The sequence below is a fragment of the Vibrio sp. CAU 1672 genome (assembly GCF_029223195.1).
Taxonomy (GTDB): domain Bacteria; phylum Pseudomonadota; class Gammaproteobacteria; order Enterobacterales; family Vibrionaceae; genus Vibrio.
In genome coordinates this window covers 64,986-84,933 of sequence record NZ_JARHUF010000016.1, presented here as the reverse complement: position 1 = coordinate 84,933, position 19,948 = coordinate 64,986, and the positions used below count along the sequence as shown (strand labels likewise).

Annotated in this window: 15 protein-coding genes, 2 tRNA genes and 2 pseudogenes; 11 read left to right on the top strand and 8 right to left on the bottom strand. The window is 48.9% G+C overall.

Annotated features, from left to right (window positions below; genetic code table 11):
* Positions 1-64 precede the first annotated feature (64 nt).
* The 5 genes and pseudogenes from P2G85_RS14825 (at position 65) to P2G85_RS14805 (ending at position 3,795) form a co-directional block, all read left to right on the top strand.
* Positions 65-1,198 carry a flagellar assembly protein FlgT gene (locus P2G85_RS14825; RefSeq protein ID WP_275864839.1) on the top strand — a complete coding sequence of 378 codons (1,134 nt, stop codon included), beginning with the start codon at positions 65-67 and terminating at the stop codon, positions 1,196-1,198.
* A 70-nt stretch (positions 1,199-1,268) separates the two neighbouring features.
* Positions 1,269-1,345 (top strand) — tRNA-Arg (locus P2G85_RS14820).
* 178 nt (positions 1,346-1,523) lie between these two features.
* A complete protein-coding gene (locus tag P2G85_RS14815; protein WP_275864838.1) occupies positions 1,524-2,030 on the top strand; it encodes a Fe3+-citrate ABC transporter substrate-binding protein in 507 nt (168 codons plus the stop codon).
* A 325-nt stretch (positions 2,031-2,355) separates the two neighbouring features.
* A pseudogene (locus P2G85_RS14810) lies at positions 2,356-3,029 on the top strand (response regulator transcription factor).
* Positions 3,013-3,795 carry a hypothetical protein gene (locus P2G85_RS14805; protein WP_275864837.1) on the top strand — a complete coding sequence of 261 codons (783 nt, stop codon included), beginning with the start codon at positions 3,013-3,015 and terminating at the stop codon, positions 3,793-3,795. Before P2G85_RS14810 ends, P2G85_RS14805 begins: the two are co-directional and overlap by 17 nt.
* Here the strand turns inward: P2G85_RS14805 and P2G85_RS14800 are convergent.
* From P2G85_RS14800 to chiP, 4 genes and pseudogenes are all read right to left on the bottom strand, one after another.
* Positions 3,774-4,223 (bottom strand): annotated as a pseudogene (locus P2G85_RS14800) (PTS transporter subunit EIIC); the annotation flags it as partial. The gene P2G85_RS14805 and the pseudogene P2G85_RS14800 sit on opposite strands and share 22 nt — an antisense overlap.
* A gap of 242 nt (positions 4,224-4,465) precedes the next feature.
* A complete protein-coding gene (gene gltX / locus P2G85_RS14795) occupies positions 4,466-5,893 on the bottom strand; it encodes a glutamate--tRNA ligase (protein WP_275864835.1) in 1,428 nt (475 codons plus the stop codon).
* A gap of 237 nt (positions 5,894-6,130) precedes the next feature.
* Positions 6,131-6,727 (bottom strand): DUF2057 domain-containing protein, encoded by a 597-nt coding sequence (locus P2G85_RS14790; protein WP_275864834.1) that lies wholly within the window; start codon positions 6,725-6,727, stop codon positions 6,131-6,133.
* A 123-nt stretch (positions 6,728-6,850) separates the two neighbouring features.
* The gene (gene chiP, locus P2G85_RS14785) at positions 6,851-7,972 is read right to left on the bottom strand and encodes a chitoporin (protein WP_275864833.1); all 1,122 of its coding nucleotides are present in this window, start codon (positions 7,970-7,972) and stop codon (positions 6,851-6,853) included.
* Between the two features lie 481 nt (positions 7,973-8,453).
* Between chiP and P2G85_RS14780 the strand changes: the two genes are divergently transcribed.
* The gene (locus tag P2G85_RS14780) at positions 8,454-11,156 is read left to right on the top strand and encodes a heavy metal translocating P-type ATPase (protein ID WP_275864832.1); all 2,703 of its coding nucleotides are present in this window, start codon (positions 8,454-8,456) and stop codon (positions 11,154-11,156) included.
* A 19-nt stretch (positions 11,157-11,175) separates the two neighbouring features.
* Positions 11,176-11,625: a DUF411 domain-containing protein gene (locus tag P2G85_RS14775; RefSeq protein ID WP_275864831.1), complete on the top strand. Its 450-nt coding sequence runs from the start codon at positions 11,176-11,178 to the stop codon at positions 11,623-11,625.
* Between the two features lie 56 nt (positions 11,626-11,681).
* On the opposite strand, the gene P2G85_RS14770 is transcribed toward P2G85_RS14775, so the two are convergent.
* Positions 11,682-12,368 carry an oligogalacturonate-specific porin KdgM family protein gene (locus P2G85_RS14770; protein ID WP_275864830.1) on the bottom strand — a complete coding sequence of 229 codons (687 nt, stop codon included), beginning with the start codon at positions 12,366-12,368 and terminating at the stop codon, positions 11,682-11,684.
* Between the two features lie 454 nt (positions 12,369-12,822).
* Positions 12,823-15,474 (bottom strand): beta-N-acetylhexosaminidase, encoded by a 2,652-nt coding sequence (locus P2G85_RS14765; RefSeq protein ID WP_275864829.1) that lies wholly within the window; start codon positions 15,472-15,474, stop codon positions 12,823-12,825.
* A 457-nt stretch (positions 15,475-15,931) separates the two neighbouring features.
* Between P2G85_RS14765 and P2G85_RS14760 the strand changes: the two genes are divergently transcribed.
* Positions 15,932-16,804: a TraB/GumN family protein gene (locus tag P2G85_RS14760; protein ID WP_275864828.1), complete on the top strand. Its 873-nt coding sequence runs from the start codon at positions 15,932-15,934 to the stop codon at positions 16,802-16,804.
* 113 nt (positions 16,805-16,917) lie between these two features.
* Here P2G85_RS14760 and P2G85_RS14755 read toward each other — a convergent pair.
* Positions 16,918-16,994 (bottom strand) — tRNA-Pro (locus tag P2G85_RS14755).
* Between the two features lie 354 nt (positions 16,995-17,348).
* On the opposite strand from P2G85_RS14755, the gene P2G85_RS14750 reads away from it, so the two are divergent.
* The 3 genes from P2G85_RS14750 to rluF all read left to right on the top strand — a co-directional run bounded on the left by P2G85_RS14750 (position 17,349) and on the right by rluF (position 19,404).
* Positions 17,349-17,489 carry a DUF3149 domain-containing protein gene (locus P2G85_RS14750; protein ID WP_275864827.1) on the top strand — a complete coding sequence of 47 codons (141 nt, stop codon included), beginning with the start codon at positions 17,349-17,351 and terminating at the stop codon, positions 17,487-17,489.
* Between the two features lie 126 nt (positions 17,490-17,615).
* Positions 17,616-18,197: a DNA endonuclease SmrA gene (gene smrA, locus P2G85_RS14745; RefSeq protein WP_275864826.1), complete on the top strand. Its 582-nt coding sequence runs from the start codon at positions 17,616-17,618 to the stop codon at positions 18,195-18,197.
* A 103-nt stretch (positions 18,198-18,300) separates the two neighbouring features.
* Complete coding sequence (rluF, locus tag P2G85_RS14740; RefSeq protein WP_275864825.1) at positions 18,301-19,404, top strand: 23S rRNA pseudouridine(2604) synthase RluF; 1,104 nt, start codon at positions 18,301-18,303, stop codon at positions 19,402-19,404.
* 68 nt (positions 19,405-19,472) lie between these two features.
* On the opposite strand, the gene ybaK is transcribed toward rluF, so the two are convergent.
* Positions 19,473-19,946, bottom strand: a complete 474-nt coding sequence (gene ybaK / locus P2G85_RS14735; protein ID WP_275864824.1) for a Cys-tRNA(Pro) deacylase — start codon at positions 19,944-19,946, stop codon at positions 19,473-19,475.
* Positions 19,947-19,948: the final 2 nt, after the last annotated feature.

Here is a 19,948-nt window from a genome sequence, read left to right as displayed (position 1 = left end):
GTGAAAGCCGCCAAACTCTACTGGCATCAATGAAGCAATATTTATACCTGAATGGTCATAATCAATGAAAAAACTTATTTTAAGTCTAATTACAACCACGTTAGTAATGGCTCTGCCTTTTAGAGCATTTGCCTCTTGGTATGAAGTGACCGGTGTTGCCACCATCGTGTCGTCCGACGAAGCAGCCCGCCTCCACGCTCTTGAAGACGCACTCTATAAGGCCGTAAACTTTTCAGGTGCAGATATTGGCAGCATCAGCAACCTGATGCCATTACTGGAAGAAAAACGGGATGAATACCAGTTTACCAATCATGAAGTGCGTTACGTTCTGGTTGAGTCACAGCGCAAACGCGGCGGCAAAATGGAAGTAAAGATCCGCGTTGACATCTATCCATCGGCAACGGGTTGCCACGTGGATCAATATAAAAAAACCATACTGGTCGGTAATGTCGACATTGCTTCGCCACAGCAAGCGGTAATGGGACAAATTTATCAGGTTGGTGACGACTTCAGTAACGTGGTCAACCGCCAGCTGGATCAGACATCACGCAGCTTTGTCTCAGTGGGCACCACAGACTATACGATCAGCAAGCAATATCCGGAGCGGATCAAGATGATCGCACAGGATACTGGTGCTCAGTACATCATCGGCGGTGTAATTACCGATCTGACCGCCACCATTGAAAGTAAACTGCTCGGCAGTGACGTGATCAATCGCCAGTTTGCCCTGGAGATGACCCTGTTTGACGGTAAAACCGGACATGAGGTGTACCACAAAAACTATCGTGAAGTTGCCCGCTGGCCGTTTGCAAAAACCAGCCAGGTTGACACCCGCAGCGCACGTTTTTGGTCATCCACCTATGGTGAAATGATGTTGCGCGTCAGCCGCAATATTATGCTGAATCTGGAATCTGAGCTGTCTTGTAAAATAACCCTACCTGAAGTAGTGGCGGTGTTTGGCAACACGGTCACCATGGATCTGGGCCGCTTGCATGGGGTTAAACAAGGCGACAAACTGCGCCTGTGGCACACCGCATCGTTTATTGACCAACACGGCCTGCCCCGCAACAAAGTCTCGCAAAGTGAGATAACCCTGACAGTATCCCGTGTGTATGAGAATGAAGCCGAACTGACTATCGACCAGCCCAATCTTGCCGCAAGCATCCAGATTGGCGATGTAATGAACAAAATGCTCTGAACTGGCAGAGAACAGCTTGAGTTCAGCGTGTACTGAGATATTATATGCAGCGCGCACCATAAATCATTCCGCCCTCATGGCACAGCTGGATAGCGCAGCCCCCTCCTAAGGGGCAGGTCGTAGGTTCGAATCCTACTGAGGGCGCCATACACAACAAAGCCTTAGCTCGGTTATTAGCTAGGGCTTTTTTTTGTTATTAACCCCTTTCCCTGCTTCACCTGCATCCACATCGCCCCCAGCTATTTACAGTTTTATATTTTGTGACTTTAATTATTGATAAGACTTGCTTACCCTCTAGCTATTAATAAATGTATTATTTAGTACTATGCCTAAAAGTAATCTGATCACTAACACTGGACACCGTTTTATCTCAAAAGGGAAAACGGCCTTTAAGATCCATATTCACACACCTGATGATACGGTGCTGCATCGCTCCGTGGGGTTTGTTCGTATCGGGGAAGAGAAAGGGCTGAAGAAAGCCATCAAACTACGCAATGAACTCGGGCGTGAAATGTGGGGCAAGTTCTGGCGCCGGCTGCTGAAAGACCCTTACCTGATGACCCGCCTGCCACACAGCGTTGAACCCAAAATTGTTCACAAACCCAACCCCACCCAATCCGACCCACAACACCGTGATACCTGTTACATCGCCAAGTGGCGGGTATTTAATGACAAAGGCGAGTACAAGTATAAAACCATCGTCCGTTCAATCAGTAAGTACGGCAAGCTCGCTGCCTACGCACAAACCAAAAAAGCGCTGTTGGAAGCTCACAAAGACAACCTGGAACTGCTGACTTTTATGGGACGGCTGAACAGTATTAACCTGAAGTAAAGCCGCCCCTGCACGCCAACACATAAAGGCAGGATTAATGCTCAAAGCACAAAGGCCGATTAACTATCGTTAATCTTTCCTCAACCCAGCCTAAACCTGAAGTACGCTATGCTTAGCAAAAACTGAAAGCGCCCGGTAGCTCGCTGCCGGTTACCGCTGTGATTGAGCAGTTGAACGCCGTCGGGGCCCACTGCCCGTTGAAGTGTAAATCCGGTTCCTCCCCCTTAAACCGATAGTTGGCTCGCATTAGTCACGCGAGCCAGTTTTTTTTGTTACTCCCAATTTTTCTCCTTAGGTAAAATCCTAATAATAACAAGGAGTAATAATGAAGCTATTGATTATTGAAGACGATCATACTACGCGTGAGTTTGTCGCTAAAGGCTTACAGCAGCACGGCTACGCCGTTGATCAGGCCGAAGACGGGAAAAAAGGCCTGATGATGGCACTAAGCTGTGAGTATCAATTGATCGTATTGGATCGCATGCTGCCCTATCTGACGGCATGAAAGTACTCTCGGCGATCAAAGCCACCGAGCCGGACGTGCCGATTTTGATCCTCAGTGCCATGGATAGCGTGGCCGACAGAGTTGACGGACTGAAAGCGGGCAGTGACGACTACCTGATCAAACCTTTTGCCCTTGATGAGTTAATCGCCCGGGTCGATATCATCATCAACCGGACCTATCGCCAAGTCAGCCAATCCAACACCCTGAGCTACGACTGCTTAACGGTCGACCTGAAGGCCCACAAAGTGTTTTGTGCTGAGAATGAACTCATCCTGCAACCCAAAGAGTTTCAGCTTATCCAGTTTTTTATCGAGCACAGTGAACAGGTGGTCTCTCGCATGCGGCTGTTTAAAGCGATTTGGAGTTACCATTTTGACCCGAAAACCAATGTGATTGACGTTCACATCGCGAACTTAAGACGCAAACTGGAAGAAGTGGGTTGTTGTGGCCTGTTGCATACCGTACGCGGAGCTGGTTATGTCCTTCGTCGATGACTATACCCTCACCCGCTCCTCGGTCTTTCGCACATTGCTTGCGCTGTTTATCATCGTCACCATTATCAATCTGCTGGTGTTTCACTTGGTGTACTCTGACACTCAGGCATTTCACCGCCAGCAACTGGTCCAACGGATCAACGACGACATCTCTGAGCTGAAGTTTGCCGCCAGCCTCAGCCACGAGAGTTTCCAGCAGATCCTGTCAACCAAACAGTCGACGTTACCGCATTTCAGCTATCGATTGAGCGAAGCCAACCAGTTTACTGCGAGTGTCTACCCCTTGCAGCAGTTCCCTGCCAATAACACGCACGTTTATCTTGGCCCCGATTACCTGTTGGAAGTTGCCGTCGATCAAACCGCCATGGATGCTTATCGCAGCGCACTGGTGCCGAGCATCTTTTCTGGCATCTTACTGCCTACTGCCGCAATGCTGGGCGCGGCGTTTTTTCTCACCTTACTGGTGCTACGCCGTCTGGAGCGAGTCAATCAGGCGATGAACCGCGTGTTGTGTGGCGAACGACAGGTTAAATTGCCGGTCTCTCAGCAACATGATGAATTTGATATTCTGGCGATACACCTCAATTTTATGATTGAGCAGATGGCCAAAAAGGAAGCTGCGCTTAAATCTTTAACCACCGGCCTGGCACATGATATGCGCACTCCCATGGCAAGGTTAAAGCTGCGCCTGGAAGACACACTAACAAATAGCCAACTCACTAATGATCAGCAGCAAGCCATTTCAGCCGGCAACTGGATATTATGAAAACGATTATACAAAGTGGCGGCAACCATCCCCATTAAAATCCCGGTAAACGCGCTCACCGCCGCACCGGAGGCCACCACCTGAGACTGGCTCATCTGCTCAACGGGAACGCCGGTAATTTGCGATATAACCGCAATATTGCCGACCACCATCTGAACTATCAGTAACCCCAGTAACCCGGCCAGCGCCGCCGCACCATTGTTGTCTTTGGCCAAACCATACGCGACGCCCACAGCAAACAGCCACGCCTGGTTATCCATAATACCTTTACCGCCATACACCAAAATTGTCGCAAGAGCACTGTTAGCCCCCCAGCCACTTGGATCGAGAGCATAACCCAGCCCCAACATTAAGCCACCGGTCGGCAGGACAGCGATCGGGACCATCAAGGCCTTGCCGACTTTTTGAAGATATCCAAGAATATTCACTTTTCACCCCTTATTGATGATGTTTTATTGGTCAATCGTTGGCGGTTAATACACACGCCATCAACTGACGACTGGCATCAAGAGTACAAAGTGAAGGATTAACATCGGCTTAGGCTTAGATTAACTTTTATTAATCTGGCTAAATTCTGCGAAATGAGCCGCAAATAGCGACCAGTAAGCACAAAAAAAGCCGCAGTAGACACTGCGGCTTTGGCACATAATTAATAACAAATTAACACGGTTTAAGCGTTGGCTTCACGCTCAGCAATGAACTCAAGTGCCATCTTGATGCGCGCAACACAGCGCTCTTTACCAATCAGTTCCATCACTGCGTCAACAGAAGGAGACTGACCGCCGCCGGTTACAGCTACGCGCAGAGGCATACCGATTTTGCCCATGCCGATTTCCAGCTCTTCACACACAGCGGCGATAACGCCATCTTTAATGTTCGCTGTCGTCCACTCAGTCAGCACTTCTGCTTTCGCCAGAGCAAGCTCCAGAGGGCCTTTTGCCACGCCACGCAGGTGTTTCTTCGCCGCACCCGCTTCAAACTCAGCGAAATCTTCGTAGAAGTAACGGATTTGCTCAGCTAGCTCAACAAGTGTGTTGCAACGCTCACCAACCAGCTTGATCACTTCAGTGATAGCAGGACCGTTAGTTACGTCCAGTTTTTGCTGTTCCAGGTGCCATTGTAGGTGCTCGGCAACGTACGCTGGATCTGAGTTTTTGATGTAGTGGTTGTTCAACCATTGCAGTTTGTCAGTGTTGAATGCAGACGCTGACTTAGATACTGCGTTTAGGCTAAATAGGTTGATCATCTCTTCTTGAGTGAAGATCTCTTGGTCACCGTGAGACCAACCAAGACGTACCAGGTAGTTGTTTAGTGCTGCTGGTAGGTAACCCATATCGCGGTACTGCATTACCGATACTGCGCCGTGGCGCTTAGACAGTTTCGCACCGTCATCACCCAGGATCATTGCACAGTGTGCGAATGTTGGTACTGGTGCACCTAGTGCTTCGTAGATATTGATCTGACGAGGTGTATTGTTGATATGGTCTTCACCACGTACAACGTGAGTGATGCCCATGTCCCAGTCGTCAACCACTACGCAGAAGTTGTAGGTTGGAGAACCGTCAGTACGACGAATGATCAGATCATCCATTTGGTCGTTACGGATTTCGATGCGACCACGGATTTGGTCATCAAATACTACGCTGCCTTCTTTCGGGTTACGGAAACGGATAACGCATGGATCGCCATCTTTTGCCGCTTCATTGGCCGCTTTAATTTTTGGATGGTTTGCGTCGTAACGAGGCATTTCTTTGTTTGCTTCTTGCTCTGCACGCACTTCGTCCAGCAGCTCTCTAGATGCATAACACTTGTATGCTTTGTCTTCAGCCAGTAGCTTATCAACCATCTCGTTGTAACGATCAAAACGTTGAGTTTGGAAGTAAGGCCCTTCGTTCCACTCAAGACCCAGCCATTCCATACCTTCTAGGATCGCATCAACCGCTTCCTGAGAGTTACGCTCAAGGTCAGTATCTTCAATACGCAGAACGAATTCACCGCCCTGATTTTTCGCATATAACCAAGAGTAAAGTGCAGTACGTGCACCACCAACGTGAAGGTAGCCTGTCGGGCTAGGAGCAAAACGAGTTTTAACCGTCATTTGAGTTCCTTAGGGATAATGAGCAACGAGAAGGCTCTCGTTGTAATGTCAAGGATAAAAGTGGCGACATTTTACCACCGTAAGTCAATACTACAATCCTTCCTTGTGGTTTAACTCCAGAAATAAAAACAGGCAGCCACCGAACACGATACTGCCCTTTGATTTATCTCTTAAGTACGATGATTGCCAGAGAACCGTTATCGCTATAGAGAGCTTATATAAAAAAAGAAAACCGGATTACTTCAGGTTACGCATTGCCCATTGCATGAACTCTTGCTGCTCTTCGCGGCTTAGATCATTGAACGACTCTTTCAGCGTTTTCGTAACCGCAGGAGAGGCAGCAATGCTCGCTTTTGTCGTTTGCTTATTCATCGCTTGATTATAGTCAGCCACTTCACGCTCGTAGTCGCGGAAACCTTGTAAACCACCTTTGCGAAGTTGAACCATCGAGAACTTAACGTCTTTGCCGCTAGCATCTTTTAACGTCAACTTAGGGGCCATTTCAAAAGCCTTGGCTTCTTCAATAGTGCGGAACTTATTGTATGTCAGCGTTAGCTCCGCGTCTTTCGGGGCGTCGAACTCTAGCAAAAGCGGCTGTGAATCAAACTTACGGCGTTTGCCGTCTTCAAACACAATTTGACCTACTGTCACGGCCAGTTGGTTTGCACCATCTTCTACTTTGATGCCGTTGTTGTCAGAGACCCACTCAGGATAGACGAACTCACCGTTGAGAACGCGAGGAACCAATTCAGTTTGCAGAGTCAGTTGAGCAGCAAATGCCGGCGCAGAGAGGATTGCATAAAGTCCTAATAGGGTGGTTGTTTTATTAATCATGGTTTTCTCGTTATATACCAGTTTAGATAAGCCACTGAAACTAACAGGATCGTTACTCCAATGACTTATGTGAATAAGTATCAAGACAAAAAGGGCGTTTCCGCCCTTTTTTCTGCTTCGATATTAGAAGTAGTATTCAACACCTATAGAGAACTCGTTGTAGTCAGCTGACTTCCAACGTGCATTAGCAGGTTTGTCTAATTGAGACGCACCGTCACCGAAGTCTAGTGTACGTGCACGAGCGTAAATTACTGCAGATGGGTCTACGAAGTACATGATCTGTGCAGATAGTACATCATCAGCAGTGTTGTCGATTGTCTTACCGTCACGTTCTAGGTCAAAGTTAGCTGCGTAACCAAGTTTGTACTGCCAATCACCGGTTGTGTACATCAGACCTGCAGACATTGCATCTTGCTTCTCGTTTACACCGTTGCTTGCATCAGCTTCCATGTATTTGTATTGAGCGAAGAAAGAAATACCGTTCTCAAACCAACCTTGAACACCAACTAGGTACGTGTTGTTATCCCAAATTTGACCTTCAGCTTCAATGTTGCGGTTACCTTCGTAAGCTGCATCCAGTTGTAGTGGACCTAACTTGTAGTGAGCCGCGATACCGCCCCAGTAATCATCGCCTTCACCTAGACCAGCTTTATCACCTGCGCCAACTGCAGCGTCGATAGAGAACTTGTCAGCGTACATTGGAGAGTCCCAACGGATAGTGTTTGATTGACGGTCTTGGTATTTCGCACCACCGATAGCACCACCCCAGTCGTAAACGTCGCCTAGACCTGGGTTAGATGCCGGCCAGTCAACCAACTCGTACATTGGAGTTAGTACGCGACCTAGACGAACTTGACCCCAAGAAGCACTTTCAAAACCTACGAATGTGTCACGCTCACCAAGACCTGCCCCTTCACCACCGAAGCTTGGGTCTACGTAGCCACCTTCGATTTGCCAAATGAACGTTGGTTCAAAGTTAGCGAATTGTTTTTTACCACGGAAGCCGATACGTGATTCGTTGTTTAGCTGCATGCCGCCCAAATCGTCGTCAGTTGCTTTGCTACCAGAATCGTAATCGCGGTACGCGGCCTGCATCGCGATAATGCCGTAAACTTCATAAGAGAAAGAGTCTTTAGTTAGGTACTCTTTCGCTGCATCACTATTTGAGCCATCAGCAAAAGCTGCACCACTGAACATCATGCTTGTGATTGCAGTAGCAAGTAGGCTTTTCTTTAGGTAAGACATTTTAAACCCCTATATTTTTTTGTTTTTTCCATTTTCAAATTCGCTAACTAGGACATTACAGGAACTTGAAACAATGTGTGGACAGGGCCAATATCCCAAACTTTTTTCGATTAAAAAAACTTCTCGGCAGGCAAATTGAGCCGCTTCAAAATAAACAAATCAAAATTTAAATAAAGCAATTAAAATCAACAACATAAATTAAATAAAAAACAAAAAAAACGTCAATTTCAGCTCGTAATAGGAAAAAAACATTCAAACAGGCTTAAGATTTAGAACTAAATCACAGCCACTTTAGAGGCTTTTACGGAACTTTATAAAACTAACAAAAAAACCATGAAGTGACTCGCATGAAAAATCGTCAAATCCTCCCTTTGCTGTAAGCATTTTAACGAATTTGTAGCGCACACACTTAAACTTGACCTTCCCCTTGCGGGAAGGTTTATCCTCACTACATGACGAATGATCAGGAGAGATAGAGACTATGCACCGATTCTTGGTTCCCATGTCAGGGCTCAACTGCATGGGATGCGCAAAAAAAGTAGCGCGCGCGTTACACGCCAACCACAAAATGGACATTCAGGCGCTGTCACCAACTAGCGTTGAGCTGCTCACTGACTCCTCACTCCCTTCGGTTATCCAAACCATCGAGTCGTTGGGTTATACCGCTGGCTATCACTATGATTTGCAGCTGAGCGGGCTTAACTGCGCTGGCTGCGTGAAAAAACTGACCGCTTTACTGGCCAGTAACAATCAAGTGATTACTTTTGAGGCATCGACGACTCAGCTTACGGTGAAAACCCTGCTTACTGAACAACAGGTTACCAAGCTTGTCGCCTCTCTGGGCTTTAGCGCAACAGCCACGCCTCAAACGGAGACAGATACCCCCGAGCAAACGGCCAGCCAAACCCAGGGGACTAGTGCTGACTCAGAACCCGTTCAACCCGTACCGCCAGCGGCAGTGCAATTACAGTTGCTGATCCAGGGAATGACCTGTGCTAGCTGTGTTGCCTCAGTTGAAAAAGCACTGAATCAAGTACAAGGCGTTGAAAAAGCTCAGGTAAACCTGGCGGAGCAAAGTGCGTTGGTGTTTGCCGTTAAAGATTCTGACGCCGTACGCCAGGCTCTGGCTGACGCTGTACAGCAAGCAGGATACCAGGCAGAGGTTCTGCAAGATGCATCAACCCAGCAAGAAAAACAGGCCCGGCAGCAACAAGCGCAGCAAAAGCGCTTCCGGCTGGATGCGATTGCCGGTTTGGTCGTCGGCGCACCTCTGATGCTCTGGGGCATCGCGGGTGGCAACATGATGATCCGCCATGCCAATGACCAACTGGTATGGGGCGTGGTTGGCATGATCTGTCTGTTACTGCTGGCGACGGCCGGCAGGCTTTTTTATACCAATGCCTGGCAGGCTGCGCGGCATAAGCGTGCGACCATGGATACCCTGGTCGCGTTGGGCACCGGTGCAGCCTGGCTCTACTCAATGCTGGTGGTGGTGTTCCCCGAATGGTTTCCTCCCGCTTCACGCCATGTCTATTTTGAAGCCAGTGCCATGATCATTGGCTTGATTTCACTTGGCCACTATATCGAAGCGAAAGCCAAAACGAACACCACCCGCTCGTTACAAGCATTGATCAACCTGCAGCCACAACAGGCAACCGTGATCACCGCGCAAGGGGATAGCAACATTGCGGTAGAACAGATCACGCTGGGCATGCAGCTGCGGATAAAACCGGGAGAAAAAGTGCCGGTTGACGCCGTGGTAGTACAAGGTGAATCTTATATCGATGAATCGATGCTAACCGGTGAACCGGTTCCGGTCTTAAAATCTGAGGGCGCTCAGGTCGCTGCCGGCACTCTCAACACCGATGGCGCTTTGGTCGTCGAAGCAACCGGCATCGGCGCAAATACCATGCTGGCGCGCATCATCCGTATGGTCCGCTCAGCCCAAAGTAGTAAACCCGCGATAGCCAAACTGGCCGATCAGATTTCAGCGGTATTTGTACCTGTCGTTGTCGGCATTGCTATCCTCGCAGCCCTGGTGTGGTTTGCGGTAGGCCCGGAACCCAAAGCCAGCTATATGCTGGTGGTCACGACCACCGTACTTATCATTGCCTGCCCGTGTGCACTGGGTTTGGCTACCCCGTTATCGGTTACCGTTGGTATTGGCAAGGCTGCCGAGCTGGGGATACTAATTAAAGATGCAGATGCACTGCAATTGGCGAGCAAAATCGATACCGTGGTGTTTGACAAAACCGGCACCCTGACCCAGGGCAAACCGGTAGTACAGCAAATCTTCACCCATGCCACCAGCCAGTCAGAACTGGTAGCGTTGGCTTATGCAGCCGAGCGCCAGTCCGAACACCCGTTGGCTAAAGCGATATGCGATTTTGCCCTTCAGCACAACGCTGAAGAAGTCACTCTGGAAAAATTTGAGAACATTCGCGGGCGTGGCATTTCAGCCCGTTACCAGCAGCAGCCACTGCTGATTGGATCGCTGCAGTTGATGCAGGCAGAGCAAATCGACACCAGCGGGTTAGACGTTGCGCTTGGCGAATGCGTCAGTAACGCGTGGACACCGGTAGCGGTGGCATTGGATCAGCAGTTGATTGGCGTGATTGCCATTGCCGATCCGATCAAAGCCGATGCCAGACAAGCGATCTCAGCATTAAGCGCACAAGGCATTCACACCGTGATGCTAACGGGTGATAACCAACATGTAGCGGATGCTATCGGTCGAGCAACCGGCATCCATCAGGTGATAGCCCAGGTAATGCCGGATGAAAAAGCCCAGCATATACAACACTTTCAGTCACAAGGCCGCACCGTCGCTATGGTGGGTGACGGCATTAACGATGCCCCCGCCCTTGCCCTCGCAGATCTCGGGATTGCGATGGGCAGTGGCAGCGATGTGGCGATTGAAAGCGCACAAATGACGATTCTCAACACGTCACCTATGGCCGTGATGCATGCAATTGAGCTATCTCGTGCCACACTTAAGAACATGAAGCAAAACCTGTTCGGCGCATTTGTCTATAACTCACTGGGAATTCCGATTGCTGCCGGCGTACTCTACCCGGCCTTTGGATTCCTGCTCAGTCCGGTTGTCGCAGGCGCGGCCATGGCCCTGTCTTCCATTACGGTGGTGAGTAACGCAAATAGACTGCGATTGTTTTCAGTAAAATAACCTGATGATTGAGGATATTATGAAATTGAAGTGTGTGATCCTGACGATGCTGGCCACCACATCGGCCAACGTACTGGCCGCCGATGTGATTAACCACAAATCCCCCTATTGTGGCTGTTGTGGCGAATGGACCAAGCATATGGAAGAGAACGGTTTTACCGTCAAAGAAAAGCACCATGAGGACATGAACGCGATAAAACGCCAACTGGGTTTAACCAATACCCAGCTCTACTCATGCCACACCGCCGAAATAGACGGTTACCTGTTTGAAGGCCACATCCCGGCACAAGATATCAAGGCGTTTTTAGCCAACCCACCACGTAATGCCAAAGGCTTAGCCGTGCCTGGAATGCCGATGGGCTCCCCCGGTATGGAGTATGGAGAAAAAAGAGACAGCTACACCGTCTATGCCTTCAACGAGGAAGGCCAGGTATACGAGTATCGCCATCATAAAGGTAACGATAAATAAATCAAAAAGCCCAGCATTACTGGGCTTTTGCAGTACATGGACGGTTAACTGACGAATCAGAAGCCGTAAGCCGCGCCAAACACCAATGCCGTGTTCTCATTGTCAGCCTGGTTACGGATCTCGAAGTAAGGCTGAACACCGTTGCGCGTCCAGGTGGCACGCAGCTCATGATCCATCACTTCGGCCTCCAGCATGTATACGTTGTTGTAGCTCAGGCTCAGTTCATCATTCACGGTATAAGCAATACGGTTGTCCATCCGGTAGTCGGTTTTTGCATCCGCATCGGTCGCGTCGATGTGGGCACGGGTGCGGTTGCTGATAGACAGGCCGTTATCGAAGTTGTAACCGATTTTAACCAGTGGACGGTACTGGATTGACTCCCCTTCATGCAACAGATGCTGGTAACCGGCTGCAACCCACAAATTATCATTGATAGAAAATGACTGCTCACCACCCACGGTAATATATGGATTAGACGAAGAACCGTTGGTGATCTCGCCACCAGGCAAGGTTTGACGTTCCGTGGTCAACTCACCAATCTGGATACCGTCAAACTCTGTGTAGACCGTCAGACCGCCTAGGCTGTTTTCAAAAGTATGACCTGCCTCTAACGTAGAAGTGACTTCAGATCCATGCAGATCATCAGAGTGAAACTGCAGGTTACCGGTCACGTACGAAGAGCCAGCAAACGCGCTCGAAGCGAAAACAAGAGATAGTGCACTTAGGACGAAAGTGTTTTTCATAATTACTGCCTTAATACTGCTTTTGTTCATTCATGTTATGCGCCGGGATGTTGGATAATCACCTCCCCGCCAACGCATCATTTGGTGTGCCTTGGTGGCGTTGGCAATACTGCTCGATTTAATTCGCAATGAAAAATAAATCGATTTAAATAGTGATCTTGTTCAAATCACCACACCAACACTAAGAAAATACACTTAAAATACAAAGACATACTTCTTTATCTCAAAACTCCTCAAAAAAACAAAATGTGATCAAACGCATGTTATATGAAGTAAAATACCAGCCAAAACTGACCTGTATCACACTGAGCTTATTTCTTGCGGCTAATATCTTTTCTATCAATAAAAAACAATCAGAACTGGATCACACTTATTTTTCATAAAAAATAAAGCCCTCAACAGAAGTTGAGGGCTTTGAGTAAGGAACACTGACATTAATAAGTGATCTGCTCGGTTAGTTCACACTCGTCACGCGGCTGGCTTTCTCGCCTGTTGCCGATACCGAGCGGATATATACTTCACCTTTTACCGTTGGGCGAGCGTTATCTGCGTAAGTCAGCCAGTTTTCACCGTCGAGCGAGTATTGTAGCTCAACCCCCGGAAACTGAACGTTCATCGCCAGCATTCCGTTTTCAATTCTCGCACCCGGTACTGGCAGACGGTAGTCAATGCCAGACTTTTCCAGTTTCGCCAGTTCACGTTGGCCAACTAGGTTGGCGAAACGGTTGTAGTCTTGGTTTAATGCTGCAGTATCGACCAGATTCGAGTTCTGCGAGTACTCAACACCTACTTGGTAGTCATTTTCCCAATCTGCGCGGTGCCATGCACGCTCTGCCGCGGCGAGTACACGAGGGAATACCATGTACTCGTATTGTTCATCGTTACGTACGGTTTCTGACCAAAGCTGTGCGGACAGACCGTAGAAAGGTTTTGCTTCGATTTCACCTTTACCCGTAAAGCCGTTACCATCGCGGTCTACAGATGTCTCTGCGTTTTGCGGCATGTTTTCTGGCGCAAAACCAAACATCTTACGCGTATCGGTGGCACGTGTTGCCCAGTAATAGCCACGCTCTTTCGGGTCTGCTTCGTATGGCATGTCCATATACACGTAATCAGGGTTAGAGACAATCACGTCGTAACCTTTCGCAGCCCACTCGTACACCGAGGTTGTGCCGCCCCAGTACAGTACATCCCAAAAGTTCACTCGTTTGTTTTCTGTCGCGAATGCCTGTGGACCTTCACTGTATTTCAAGCCGTCCTGCCATGCCTGGAAGCCAGGAATGCCCTTCGCTGCCACAATCTTCGACACTTGCTCGGCAAAGTGGCTAGGCAGGTGACCGAAATCACTGACTGTGCCGTCTGCGATCAACGTCTGACATTGTGGAGACCGGGCAAATGGCTTGTCTTGCTTAGATAGGTCAATCGTGCCTTTCCAGCTGACTTTGTCCTCTGCGTTAACGTCCTGGAATCCGGCGCCCAGCTTGATGTTCTTCGCTTCATCGCCACCGAAGTGCCATGTGGTGAGCGGTGCGCCTGCCTCGGTGTGCATGGCTGCTACTTCTGAAATCACTTTATCAACAAAGCGGGCTGAAGATGCCATACATGGGTTGATAAAGCTTTGCTTATCGTAGAACTGAACCGTGGTGACATTCGACGTATCTTGGGGATCCATCAGGCGGTATTCGTTCGCCTGGGCTTCTTTTCCTTCCGCCATCAGACGCTCAAAACGCGCTTCCATAGATACTACGGCAGCACGAGCGTGGGCTGGCATGTCGATTTCCGGAATCACTTCGATATGACGCGCTTTGGCGTACTTGAGGATGTCCACGTAGTCGGCTTTGCTGAAGTAGCCGGAGCCAAAGTTATCTGATGTTGAACCGGAGCCAAGCTGAGGCAGTAGACAGCTTTTCTCCTGCACATCGAAACAACGCTTCGCCCCCACTTCGGTCAGCTCAGGCAGACCCGGGATTTCTATACGCCAGCCTTCATCATCCGTTAAGTGAAGGTGCAGTTTGTTCATTTTGTACGCCGCCATCTGATCCAGCGTTGCCAGGATTGCCTCTTTAGAGTGGAAGTTACGCGCCACATCCACCATCACACCACGGTAGTCAAAACGAGGCGCATCTTGAATCGACAGTAGTGGTAGCGAGTCAGCATTTTGGCTATCTACCAGGCCAAACAGCGATTGTACTGCGTAGAAAGCCCCCGCCTGGTCAAACGCTTTAATCGCAATACTGTCGCCTTTGATGCTCATCTCGTAAGCACCCGGTTTTGCCAGTTCACCGCTGAAATCAGCCGCAACAACCGAGATGCTGACAGGCAATGAGCCGCTGACATTCACACCGACCACTTGGCCACGTGCTTGAACGGCCGCAAACTGCGCTGCATCGAATGCGTCTTCAGGTAGCGCAATACCATCGGTGATACTGACGCTACCTTGGCCCGCTTCTACGTAGATTGGGGTTGGCAGTAACGTGGTTGATATGTCTTGTAGAGCGAGATCTTGGTTCTTCTCAAAACGCGACACCGCGCTTGCGAAGACGTTGTTATCACCAGGCGTACGTTTTAAGTTGCGACCTTCAAGGCCCGTAACAAACGAGGCCACGTCCTCTGTATTTAGCGACGCAATCATCTTAGGCTCTGCGTTTGGCGCTGCTACAAATGCACCGGGCATAAAGTCGGTCTCGAACAGTTGCCAGTATTCACCAATCAGAGGAAGCACCACTTCTTCGCCTGCGGCAAAACCATCAAACTTCTCCGTAGGTTCCAGCTTGTGTAGGTCCCCCGTGACACGTGAGATTTTGAATTGCTCGTTGTCAACATCCAGGATCAAACGAATGCTGTGGAAGTAGATAGCCCAATCTTTTGCGTTAACCGCTTCACCTTGGTTAACTAACGTCATGTTTACTTGGTTACACGACGCCCACTCAGCGCCCATCTCCTGACAGGCAAGGCCATCATTCGCGCCATGGTTAGTGAGCACCTGATATTGGATATCAAGGTTATCCGCCAGTGAGTTTACAACTTGTTGCCCCGGGCTCTGTAGTGCAGAGCAACCTGCTAATGTTGCAATAACAGAAGCCGCGATCAGACTAGGTTTCAACATCTTACTTTCCCCAAAAAGTCAGTGGTTCAAAACGACAATGATTAAAAATGGCAGCGCCCAAATGCACGGCGCTTAACAACGTTATTCAACATACAAGCAGTTATTTCCAAGCGTAAAATTAATCAAAGTAAGAAGTGATCCAGTTCAAATTCACCGCCTGAATAAAAAATATAAACCTAGCAATTTCATACATTTAAAAAAAACGTCAAAATCGGCGAACTATTTTTAACGAGTTTGTTGCGATCCCGGTCACCCTTAATTGACAGACAAAGGGCAATTAGCCTGATTCTGATCACAATAGCGAATAAACGAAATGCTCATCAGCAACGTATAATGGCCGAATTTCGTGATAAAACTCCCATTTACTCACCGTTAAAGCTCGTCAATATTTTCCAAACTGACGATTTTTCAGTGAAATGCGGTAGGCTAACCGGGTACTGATTTCGAGGAATGAAATATGTTTCAACGGCTGTCTGTCATCCTGTCCCTGGTTACTCTGTTTATCTCGCACTCCTCTCATGCCGAGCCACAACACTGGCTGGCAAAAAAGGACAATAAAGAATACATGATCATTGGTTCGGTCCATGTCGGGGATAACAGTATGTACCCCCTCCCCAAAGCGGTAACCCAGTACCTCAGCCAAAGCAAAGGCTTAATCATCGAAGCGGATGTGAGAAACCAACAAAACGTCACCTATCCTTCAACCACACTGCAAACAAAGGACGTATTGGGCCGCAAGGAGCGCCGGCATTTGCAGCACATTGCAAAGGACCTTGGCCTGCCGGAAGCCCAACTGCTCAATGCACCGCCATGGGCGGCGGCATTGACTGTTCAGCTCGAGCTGGTCAACAAGCTGGGTTATGTGGCCGGTTATGGTGTCGACATGCATTTGATCGGTTTAGCAGACAAACAAGGCATTCCGGTAATTGCCCTGGAATCAGTACAGTTTCAAATTGACTTAATTGCAGGTCAGCCAGAAGGGGGAAAAGAGCTGCTGCTTTCTTCAATTAAGGAGTATGAGGGCGGTGAAACTCTCGTGCGATGCCTGATCAGCAGCTGGAAAAGCGGGGATAGTCATAAACTTGAGCAGGCCTCGCTCAGTGACCAATCCAGTGAAGCGTTCAATCAAACTTTCCTCTATTCCCGCAACCGTGACTGGGCGGAAAAGCTGGATTCTGGCAACCTACTGCCAAAGACAAAAGGCCGCTATACAGTTGTCGTTGGCAGCTTACACCTGGTCGGCAAAGACAACCTGATCGAACTACTTGAAAAACGAGGCTTCGATGTAGAGCTTCTGGGTAATAGCCGCAAAGCGGACTGCGAACTTTAAGCCAGGCAGTTAAAGAGCCGTATTCTAATTTGTGGCGAGTTCAGTTTAAGTTGGAGTTTTCCGGCTCAAAAATGCAAAAAGCCGCAACATTACTGTTGCGGCTCTTTTTAATGTGGTCGGTGAAGAGGGATTCGAACCCCCGACCCTCTGGTCCCAAACCAGATGCGCTACCAAACTGCGCTATTCACCGAGATGTTGACTTGGTATATTGCTGTACCGAGAAGGTCACCCTCTGGTCCGCTATTCCAAAACCCCGAGATGCGTTACTAACAATGCGATTCTTCGAGATATTTAACCGAGGACTTATCCCCGTCAACGGATGCGTATATTACGGATTCTCTTCCGAGACGCAAGTGCTTTTTTACAAAAACCACATCCGATAGGTTCGACTGATGAAAAACCCATCACCAGTACGTAAAATGTGACTAACAACGCACAATAAAACACATTCCATTAACCTATGCAACACAATTGATCCAGATCAGTGTACAAAAAAGCACCACACCGTAGCTTATGCTTGTCGGGAACATCTTGGAGGAAACATATGGACTTTTGGCTTGATCTCCTGTTTGGTAATGCGGTGGGGCTATCGTCGATGATAGTTATTTTTGCAGCCATCGGTCTGATGTTGTTTTACGGCGGTTTCTTCATTTACAAGATCATGAACGACAAATCTCCTCACTAGATCTCGCTTAGCTCTAGAAAAGCTTCGCACCGGAGTGGGTTGCCTGCCTGCTCCGGTTTTTTATTGTGTTTTCCTCGCACCCCACTAATATAGGTAGTCTAACCCTGTTCTTTATGAGATGCCGTTATGTCTCACGACGACGATTTTGATCTGTTCCAACAGATGATGGGCGACGTAAAGCCAATCCAACACGATACCGCTGAACACAAAAAAGTACACCAGGTTACTGATGCACAGCTCGCCAAGCGCGAAGCGGCGATCTGGCTCAGTGAACACGATCCCGAGTACTTGTCCCTCGACCATGCTGAAATGCTCAAACCAGACGATTTTGTTGAGTTTAAGCGCGACGGTGTACAGGACGGTGTTTACCGTAAACTGCGTTTGGGCAAATACCCGATCCAGGCCCGCCTTGACTTACACCGCAAAACCCTCAAAGAAGCGCGGGATGAAGTGGTCAAATTCCTCAAACAGTGCATGGCGATGGATATCCGTACCGTGATGATAGTGCATGGCCGGGGGGAGCGTTCCAATCCGCCCGCGTTGATGAAGAGTTTTGTCAGCAGTTGGCTGCAGCAGATCCGCGAAGTGCAATGTGTCCACAGTGCCCAGCGCTTTCATGGTGGCAATGGCGCGGTTTACGTATTACTGAGAAAAAGTGCCGAGAAAAAACTCGAAACCCGCGAACGCCATCAAAAACGGTTAGGCTAACTTCCCTTGCGGTGCTAGAATCCCTGCCCTTATCGGTTCTTCCCATTTAACACTGGGAAGGACACCTCAATCAACCGCCGTTGTGAAACGTTAGGAGACCAACATGTCACAAGATAACGCCAAGCGCCTAAACAAATTTATCAGCGAAACGGGCTTTTGCTCGCGTCGCGAAGCCGATCGTCTCATTGAAGCCGGCCGGGTCACAATTAATGGCCAACAGCCAGAAATGGGCACCAAAGTTCTGCCGGGCGATGATGTCTGTGTCGACGGTAAGCCTGTCGCCACCAAAGAAAAGCCAATTTATATTGCGCTCAACAAACCGACCGGGATTACCTGTACCACAGAGCGCGACATACCGGGCAACATCGTCGATTTTATTGGCCACAGAAAACGCATCTTTCCTATCGGCCGGCTGGATAAGCCGTCGGATGGCCTGATCTTTCTGACCAACGATGGCGACATCGTCAACAAAATCCTGCGCGCAGGCAACAACCACGAAAAAGAGTATGTGGTGCGCGTTGATAAACCGATCACGGGTGAATTTCTCAAGCAGATGTCGAGTGGGGTCAAGATCCTCGATACCATCACGCTGCCGTGTAAAGTGACCAAAGAGACCAAGTTCTCGTTCCGTATCGTCCTGACCCAGGGCTTGAACCGCCAGATCCGTCGTATGTGTGAAGCGTTGGGCTATGAAGTGTTTAAACTGCGCCGTGTACGGATCATGAACGTCTCGCTCGATGGCATTCCTAACGGTAAATGGCGTTACTTGAGCGATGACGAAGTCGCAGAGATCCTGGCGATGTGTGAGGGGTCGGTCGGCACAGAAGACGCGTCTAAAGTTGACGCAAAAGGTCGCCAGATTCGTAAAGCCACCGATGCCAAGCTGTTTGATAGCCGTGAGGAAAACCAGGCTTCAACTGCACGCCGTAATCAAAAGTCACGCACGTTCCGCGGTAACAATGCCGACGAGTTCCGCCATGCGCCAAACTCAAAGAAAGGTCAGCAAAAACGTCGTCAGCGTGACGATGAAAACCCACGCCCGGCTAATAAAGAGCATTACAAAGCCAAACCTCAAGCTGAACACGGCAGGCCGCAAAACAAACCACAATCACCGAGCAAGCCAAAGCAGCATTACATGAATCCGAACGCGGCAAAACCAGGCAAGCCAGTAAAACGTACTGGTGGCACTTTGAGTTTGAAAAAGTAATTCAAAGGTTTGATAGCAAAATCAAAAAAGGACGCGCTCAGCGTCCTTTTCCTTTATTGGTGAGTCACTTATAAGCACAAAGGTGCAAACTGACCACGAGTTAAACTAAGCAAATCTTTTGGTGCCAGTTCTATTTCCAAACCACGCTTACCTGCGCTGACACAAATCGTACCTTGCTCGGCCGCGCTCTCATGCAGAAAAGTGGGTAAAGCTTTTTTTTGTCCCAGCGGGCTGATCCCCCCAACCACATAACCGGTGGTCTTTTGGGCAATATCAGGATCCGCCATGTCCGCTTTCTTACCTTTTGCCGCTTTGGCGGCCAGCTTAAGGTTCAGCTTCTGATCGACCGGAATGATCGCCACTGCAAGGTTTTTCGGCTCACCGTTAAGACAAAACAGTAACGTTTTAAATACGGTTTTGGGATCTTGGCCGAGTACCTCGGCGGCTTCTAGTCCATAACTGTCCGCACGGGGGTCGTGTTCATACTGGTGAATGCTGTGCGGGACTTTTTTCTTCTTCGCTAAATTAATGGCCGGAGTCATCA

Bases quoted from the DNA above. Each gene is read 5' to 3' on its own strand.
- P2G85_RS14825 (WP_275864839.1), top strand. From the start codon at position 65: ATGAAAAAACTTATTTTAAGTCTAATTACAACCACGTTAGTAATGGCT.
- P2G85_RS14815 (WP_275864838.1), top strand. From the start codon at position 1,524: ATGCCTAAAAGTAATCTGATCACTAACACTGGACACCGTTTTATCTCA.
- P2G85_RS14805 (WP_275864837.1), top strand. From the start codon at position 3,013: ATGTCCTTCGTCGATGACTATACCCTCACCCGCTCCTCGGTCTTTCGC.
- gltX (WP_275864835.1), bottom strand. From the start codon at position 5,893: ATGACGGTTAAAACTCGTTTTGCTCCTAGCCCGACAGGCTACCTTCAC.
- P2G85_RS14790 (WP_275864834.1), bottom strand. From the start codon at position 6,727: ATGATTAATAAAACAACCACCCTATTAGGACTTTATGCAATCCTCTCT.
- chiP (WP_275864833.1), bottom strand. From the start codon at position 7,972: ATGTCTTACCTAAAGAAAAGCCTACTTGCTACTGCAATCACAAGCATG.
- P2G85_RS14780 (WP_275864832.1), top strand. From the start codon at position 8,454: ATGCACCGATTCTTGGTTCCCATGTCAGGGCTCAACTGCATGGGATGC.
- P2G85_RS14775 (WP_275864831.1), top strand. From the start codon at position 11,176: ATGAAATTGAAGTGTGTGATCCTGACGATGCTGGCCACCACATCGGCC.
- P2G85_RS14770 (WP_275864830.1), bottom strand. From the start codon at position 12,368: ATGAAAAACACTTTCGTCCTAAGTGCACTATCTCTTGTTTTCGCTTCG.
- P2G85_RS14765 (WP_275864829.1), bottom strand. From the start codon at position 15,474: ATGTTGAAACCTAGTCTGATCGCGGCTTCTGTTATTGCAACATTAGCA.
- P2G85_RS14760 (WP_275864828.1), top strand. From the start codon at position 15,932: ATGTTTCAACGGCTGTCTGTCATCCTGTCCCTGGTTACTCTGTTTATC.
- P2G85_RS14750 (WP_275864827.1), top strand. From the start codon at position 17,349: ATGGACTTTTGGCTTGATCTCCTGTTTGGTAATGCGGTGGGGCTATCG.
- smrA (WP_275864826.1), top strand. From the start codon at position 17,616: ATGTCTCACGACGACGATTTTGATCTGTTCCAACAGATGATGGGCGAC.
- rluF (WP_275864825.1), top strand. From the start codon at position 18,301: ATGTCACAAGATAACGCCAAGCGCCTAAACAAATTTATCAGCGAAACG.
- ybaK (WP_275864824.1), bottom strand. From the start codon at position 19,946: ATGACTCCGGCCATTAATTTAGCGAAGAAGAAAAAAGTCCCGCACAGC.